The organism is Rhodococcus sp. O3 (assembly GCF_048897285.1).
Lineage (GTDB): Bacteria > Actinomycetota > Actinomycetes > Mycobacteriales > Mycobacteriaceae > Rhodococcus.
Map to the genome: position 1 here is coordinate 59,277 of NZ_JBMBTE010000016.1, position 6,439 is coordinate 65,715.

7 protein-coding genes are annotated in these 6,439 nt (G+C 68.4%); 3 read left to right on the forward strand and 4 right to left on the reverse strand.

Translation table 11 applies throughout. The annotated features are described in order from the left end of the window. Positions 1-19 precede the first annotated feature (19 nt). The 3 genes from ACN675_RS07710 to ACN675_RS07720 are packed head-to-tail and all read left to right on the forward strand — an operon-like array spanning position 20 to position 2,179. Entirely contained in the window at positions 20-526 is a 507-nt protein-coding gene (locus tag ACN675_RS07710; protein WP_420750288.1) for a DoxX family protein, read from the forward strand. 46 nt (positions 527-572) lie between these two features. Then, positions 573-1,391, forward strand: coding sequence for an NAD(P)-dependent oxidoreductase (locus ACN675_RS07715; protein WP_420750289.1), 819 nt, complete (start codon positions 573-575; stop codon positions 1,389-1,391). Further along, complete coding sequence (locus tag ACN675_RS07720) at positions 1,388-2,179, forward strand: NAD(P)-dependent oxidoreductase (RefSeq protein WP_420750290.1); 792 nt, start codon at positions 1,388-1,390, stop codon at positions 2,177-2,179. Before ACN675_RS07715 ends, ACN675_RS07720 begins: the two co-directional genes overlap by 4 nt. Before the next feature lie 64 nt (positions 2,180-2,243). On the opposite strand, the gene ACN675_RS07725 is transcribed toward ACN675_RS07720, so the two are convergent. The 4 genes from ACN675_RS07725 to ACN675_RS07740 all read right to left on the reverse strand — a co-directional run. Then, positions 2,244-3,794, reverse strand: coding sequence for an acyl-CoA synthetase (locus ACN675_RS07725; protein ID WP_420750291.1), 1,551 nt, complete (start codon positions 3,792-3,794; stop codon positions 2,244-2,246). A 43-nt stretch (positions 3,795-3,837) separates the two neighbouring features. Next, entirely contained in the window at positions 3,838-4,746 is a 909-nt protein-coding gene (locus tag ACN675_RS07730) for an NAD(P)-dependent oxidoreductase (RefSeq protein ID WP_420750292.1), read from the reverse strand. Continuing rightward, positions 4,743-5,183 (reverse strand): carboxymuconolactone decarboxylase family protein, encoded by a 441-nt coding sequence (locus tag ACN675_RS07735; RefSeq protein WP_420750293.1) that lies wholly within the window; start codon positions 5,181-5,183, stop codon positions 4,743-4,745. Before ACN675_RS07735 ends, ACN675_RS07730 begins: the two co-directional genes overlap by 4 nt. Positions 5,184-5,197: 14 nt before the next feature. Continuing rightward, positions 5,198-6,439 (reverse strand): aldehyde dehydrogenase family protein (locus ACN675_RS07740; RefSeq protein ID WP_420750294.1); only part of this gene is annotated, 1,242 nt, incomplete at its 5' end.

Genomic DNA, 6,439 nt, shown 5'->3' on the forward strand with positions numbered 1-6,439 from the left:
GCGGCAAGGAGGTGAAGCGATGGACCCCACCGATGTTGCGCTACTCCTGGTGCGTCTGGTGCTCGGTGCGACGATGATCGCGCACGGCGTCAACCACTGGGTGGGCGGCGGCCGTATCGCCGGTACCGCGCGCTGGTTCAGCGGACTGGGCCTGCGCAACGGCACGTTGCAGGCATGGATCAGCGTCGTCGTCGAGATCGGCGCCGGCGTGCTCGTGATTCTCGGCCTGCTCACTCCCCTGGCGTGCGCAGCGGTCATCTCGATCATGCTCGTCGCCGGTCTGCTCGCGCACCGGCCCAACGGATTCTTCGTCTTCAAGGAAGGCTACGAATACGTCCTCGTGCTCGGCGTGGTCGCGCTGGCGCTGGCCATGATCGGACCCGGTGAGATCTCGATCGATTCGGCCGTCGACATCACGATCGTCGGCTGGGCCGGCGGCGCGATCGCGCTCGGCGTCGGTGTCGTCGCGACCGCCGGTCTGCTCGCCACGTTCTGGCGGCCGCAGAAGCAGGAAGCCGCGGCATGACCGTCGCACCACTCGGAGTCGTACTGATCGGATCGGAGGAGCACTGATGCGTGTCGGTTTCATCGGGCTCGGCAGCCAGGGCGGGCCCATGGCGCGCCGCATCGTCGAGTCGGGATACGAGATGACCCTGTGGGCGCGGCGACCCGAGTCGCTCGAGCCGTACGCGGACACCGCGGCGAAGACCGCGCAGACGCCCGCCGAACTCGCCGCCGCGAGCGACCTGGTCTGCCTCTGCGTCGTCGCCGACGGCGATGTGCGGCAGGTCGTCACCGGCGAGAACGGCGTGCTGGCGGGCTTGCAGCCCGGTGGGATCATCGCAATCCACAGCACCGTCCATCCCGACACGGTTCGGGAACTCGCCGAGCAGGCGCGTGAGGCCGGGGTTGCGGTTGTCGATGCCCCGGTCAGCGGCGGCGGCATGGGAGCCGCCGCGGGCACCCTGCTCGTCATGGTCGGTGGCGACACCGAGATCGTCGAGAAGATCCGGCCCGTCTTCGAGACCTACGCGAATCCCGTGGTCCACCTGGGCGACATCGGAGCCGGGCAGGTTGCCAAGCTCCTCAACAATCTACTGTTCACCGCGAATCTCGCGACCTCCGTGACCACGCTGCAACTCGGTGAGTCGCTCGGTGTCGATCCCGCGAAGCTCGGTGAGGTCATCACGCACGGATCGGCGAACAGTTTCGCGCTCGGCCGGGTCGTGGCGGGCGGCGGCACACTCGACAGCATCGCGAAGCATGCCGGTCCCCTGCTGCGCAAGGACGTCGGACACGTGGCGGGCCTCGCGGACGCGGCGGGCGCGACGCCCGGGGTGGTGCTCACCGCAGCCGACGCCACCCTCGCCCTGATGGAGCACCCGCGGTGACCCGGGTCGGATTCATCGGGGCCGGCCGCATGGGCCTGCCCATGGTGCGCAAGCTCGCCGAGGTCGGACACGAGGTCCGAGCGCTGGGCCGATCATCGGAAACCCGTGCCGCCCTGACGGATGCGGGCGTCACGGCAGTGACGGAGGCGTCCGAGACCGGTGTCGGCGCCGAGATCGTCCTCGTCTGCGTGTTCACCGACGACCAGGTCCGCGAGGTGTGTCTGAAGAGCGCCCTTCTCGAGAAGATGCCGCGCGGCTCGGTGCTGGCGATCCACACGACCATCAGCCCCCGGACGATCGAACAGATCCGGGACGAAGCGGCGGTCCACGGCATCGACGTGATCGACGCTGCGGTCAGCGGCGGCCCGCACGACATCGCCGCCGGAAGTCTCACGCTGTTCCTCGGAGGCGACGCCGACGCCGTCGAGCGTGCCACACCCGTGCTGCGCAGCTACGGGGATCCGGTACTCCACGTCGGGCAGGCCGGCAACGGGCAACGCGTCAAGCTGGTCAACAACGCGTTGTTCGCGGCACAGATCGGTCTCATCTCCGAAGCCGTGGCCCTCGGTGCGCAACTCGGGGTCGAGGAATCGGCTCTGCTCGAGGCACTTCCGCACGGCAGCTCCGCCAGCAAGGTGATGGGCAACATCGCCGCCCGCGGATCCGTCGCCGGGTTCACCGGTGCGGTTGAGGAATTCCTTACCAAGGACGTTGCCGTGGTGCGCGATACCGTCTCCGAACTCGGGGGCGATCTCGGAGCACTCGACGTCGCGATCGACGCAGGCTGAGGGGGCCTGCGGCCCCGGTGTGCCTTTGTGGCGGCCCTGACCGCCACAAAGGCACACCGGGGCGTCAGCCCACTCCGGTCCAATACTGTTCGCGCAGCAGTCTCTTCTGCAGTTTGCCGCTCGGGTCGCGGGGCAGTGAATCGACGAAGTCGACTTTGCGGGGGCACTTGTAGGACGCCAGTTCCGATCGGCAGTAGGCGATGAGTTCCGCCTCGAGTTCCGCCGACGCGCGGGCGGATTCCACGAGCTGGACGACCGCCCGGACCGACTCCCCCATCTCGTCGTCGGGCACACCGATGACCGCGACGTCCGCGACCGCGGGATGCCCGGACAGGACGTTCTCCGCCTCCTGCGGGTAGATGTTGACGCCACCCGAGATGATCATGAACGCCAGCCGGTCGGTCAGGTAGAGGTAGCCGTCCTCGTCGAGATAGCCCATGTCGCCGAGGGTTCTCCAACCCTTGTCGTTCGCGGCCGCGGCCGTCTTGGCCGGGTCGTTGTGGTACTCGAAGGGGCGACCACCCGCGAAGTAGACGACGCCGACCTTCCCTCGGGGCAGTTCCTCGCCGTCCTCACCGACTATGTGGCATTCCTGCATCGGACGGCCGACCGAACCGGGATGTGCCAGCCACTCCTGCGGCGTGATGGAGGCGGTGCCGATGTCCTCGGTGCCGGAATAGTATTCGTGGATGATCGGGCCCCACCAGCTCATCATCTGCCGTTTCACCGGGACCGGGCACGGTGCGGCACCGTGGATGACCTCGCGCAGACTCGACAGGTCGTAGCGTCGCCGCACCTCGGCCGGCAGACGCAACATGCGCACGAACATCGTCGGCACGAACTGGGCGTCGGTGACGCCGTGCCGTTCGATCAATTGCAGACACAGCTCGGCATCGAAGGATTCCATGACCACGACCGTGGCGCCGAGTCGCTGCCACGACATCGAGAACACCAGCGGTGAACCGTGATACAGCGGTGCCGGTGACAGGTAGACGGCGTCTTCGAGCGCACCACGCATCTCCAGGCCCTTCGCGATGAGCACCGGGGGCGCGGCGGGATCACCGAAGGGCGCGGCAACGAGAGGCTTGCGAACGCCCTTGGGCCGTCCGGTGGTGCCGGATGAGTAGAGCATCTCGCGACCCTCGCGTGCCTGGTCTTCCGGCATCGGTTCGCTCGCGGCCAGCACGTCGTCGTATCGCTCGAATCCGTCGACATCACCGGATGCACTGATGCGCACGGGGATTCGGGACAGATCCAGGCCGGCGACGACGTCGGCCATCGCCGCACTCGTCACGAGCGCGACGGCGCCGCAGTCGTCGAGGATGTACTGCACCTCCGCGGACCGCAGATGCCTGTTGATCGCGGTGTAGTACAGACCCGATCGCTGCGCCGCCCACGTCACCTCGAGGTACGCGCGGTTGTTCTCCATGAGAATCGCGATCTGGTCGCCCTCGCCGATGCCGCGCTCTCTCAGTGCCTGTGCCAGGCGCGCGGACCGGTCGTCGAGCTGCGCGTAGGTCACCGCCTCACCGCCGGCGCCCATGATGATCGCCGGTTTGTCCGGCGTGCGCCGGGCGTGTTCGGCGGGAGTGGTCAGAACGGCGGGCAGCGCCACGGAATCCTCACTCTCTCGGGATGTTCGGGTCATCTACGAAGCGCTACGGACTCTCGAGTCCGAAGGCATCCTCCAGATAGCGCACGATCTCGGTCTGATCGGCGCCGGGTTCGAGGGCTTCGGTCGCGTCGTTCCAGATCCGGCCGAGTTCCTCACCGAGACCGATCTTCACGCCCTGCTCGCGCGCGAGATCCAGCGCGATGCCCAGGTCCTTGCGCATGAGTTCCGCGGTGAAGCCCGACGCGAACGATCGTGACAGCACGAACTTCTCGTACTTGGTCTCGGTGGTGTTGTTCCGGCCGCTGCCGGCGTTGATCACGGAGAGCAGCGTCGCCTGGTCGATCCCGAACTTGGCTCCCACCAGCATGGCTTCGGCCGCCGCGACGAGACCGGACGCGGCCAGCAGATTGTTGAGGGCCTTGGTGGCGTGCCCGGAGCCCGCCGGGCCCACGACGATCACCTCGCGGGCGGTGGCCTCGAGCAACGGGCGGACCCGTTCCACGGCTTCGGTGTCACCGCCGACCATCACCGCGAGGTCGGCCTCGCGGGCCCGCGCGACACCGCCGCTGACCGGGGCGTCGACGATCGCGATGCCCTTCTCCGCGGCGACTTCGGCGAGCGCCTGGGTGCGGGCCGGGACGCTCGAGCCCATGTCCACGACGATCGACCCGGGACGCAGGTGCCCGAGCAGCCCGTCGGGTCCCAGGAGCACCGCGTCGACGATGTCGCTGGTGGGCAGGCTGAGCACCACGACGTCGCAATCCACGAGGTCGGCGAGGGCGTTCGCCCGCACGGACGACGGGTTCTCGGCGACGAACCGGTCCAGCGTTCCCTGGTTCGCGTCGAACACCCGCAGTCCCGGCACCGCGTTCGAGAAGTTCTGTGCGATGGGCGAACCCATCGCGCCGAGTCCGACGAATCCGGCCCGGGCGGGCGCAGCGGCGGCGTTCATGCGGCGCCCTCCCCACCGAGGGGACCGAGTTCGGCGGTCAGCGTGTCCTGGACGACGCGCATCGCCGCAACACCGGCCGGGCATCCGACGTACGCGGTCGCGTGGACGACGGCTTCGGTGATCTCCTCGCGGGTCAGCCCGTTACCGAGCCCGGCCCGCACATGCACCGCGAGTTCGGTGTGCTGGCTCAGCGCGATGAGGATGCCGAGGTTGAGCAGGGACCGGCTGCGACGGTCGAGACCCGGTCGCGTCCACACCGATCCCCACACGGATTCGGTGACGTAGTGCTGCAACGCTTCCCCGTCGGTGCCGATGCCGCGTTCGAGTGCCGCGTCGACATAGGCGTCGCCGAGCACTTCCCTGCGGACGGCCAGTCCCGCGTCGAAGAGCGCCTTGTGCGCGTCCTCGACCGTCGACGCCGTGAGTTCGTCTGCCATTTCGGATGTTCCCTTCACGCCGACGATCCGGCGGAATCGAGCTTGATGGTCACGCATTTGACCTGGCTGTAGTGGTGGAGCGCCTCGACGCCTTTCTCCCGGCCGTACCCGCTGTGCTTCCAGCCGCCGAACGGGGTCTGCACCGATCCGGTGGACCACGTGTTCACGAATACCTGCCCGGCACACAGTTGCTCGCTGACGGTGACGGCGCGGCTCACGTCGCGGGTCCACAGTCCCGCGACGAGTCCGTACTCCGAGTCGTTCGCGATCGCGATCGCCTCGTCGTCGGTGTCGAACGGGATGGCGACGAGGACCGGGCCGAAGATCTCCTCGCGGGCGATGCGTGCGTGGTTGGTGACCTCGGTGTAGACGGTGGGTTCGACGTAGAAGCCGCCGGTCTCGGCGGCGAGTGCCGCGACCGCACCGCCCGTGACCGCCCGGGCACCTTCCGATTCGGCGATCTTGAAGTACTCCTGGACGCGCTCGAACTGGGCGCGCGTGATGAGCGGTCCCATGTCCTCGCCGATCCTGATCGCCGAGGCGCGTTCGGCGACCGCGCCGACCACTCGGTCGAAGACCGACCGGTGAACGAGCAGCCGGGTACCCGACGAACACACCTGACCGGCGTTCGACGTGAACGCCTGCACCGCACCGGTGACCGCAGCATCGAGATCGGCGTCCGCGAACACGATGTTCGCGGACTTGCCCCCCAGTTCGAGGGTGAGCGGGATGATCCGGTCCGCGGCGATCGCGCCGATGGCCCGTCCGGTGCGGACCGACCCGGTGAACGCGACCTTCGCGACCGACGGGTGTTCGACGAGCGCGGCACCCGCGACGTCGCCGGTGCCGAGCACGACGTTGAACACCCCGGCCGGGAACCCGACCTCGGTCGCGAGCTGCGCGAGCCGCACCGACGACGAGGACGTGAACTCGGACGGCTTGACGACCACGGTGTTCCCGGCGGCGAGCGCGGGTGCGACCGCCCGGCACGCCTGGTTGAGCGGCAGATTCCACGGGGTGACGATCCCGACGACCCCGAACGGTTCGCGCCGGGTGTAGACGTGCTGGTCGGGTTCGACGTCGAGAATCTCCCCGGCCGGTCCGCCGGTGAGCCCGCCGTAGAATTCGAAGTACTGCGCCGAGTTCTCGATCTCGGCAAGCGCGGCCTTCTCGGGTTTGCCGGTCTCACCGATCTCGAGGGCCGCCAACGTCTTCGCATCAGCGCGGATCGCCCGCGCCAGGTCGGCGAACAATCT

Coding starts and splice junctions, on each gene's coding strand:
- ACN675_RS07710 (WP_420750288.1), top strand. CDS start 20: ATGGACCCCACCGATGTTGCGCTACTCCTGGTGCGTCTGGTGCTCGGT.
- ACN675_RS07715 (WP_420750289.1), top strand. CDS start 573: ATGCGTGTCGGTTTCATCGGGCTCGGCAGCCAGGGCGGGCCCATGGCG.
- ACN675_RS07730 (WP_420750292.1), bottom strand. CDS start 4,746: ATGAACGCCGCCGCTGCGCCCGCCCGGGCCGGATTCGTCGGACTCGGC.
- ACN675_RS07735 (WP_420750293.1), bottom strand. CDS start 5,183: ATGGCAGACGAACTCACGGCGTCGACGGTCGAGGACGCGCACAAGGCG.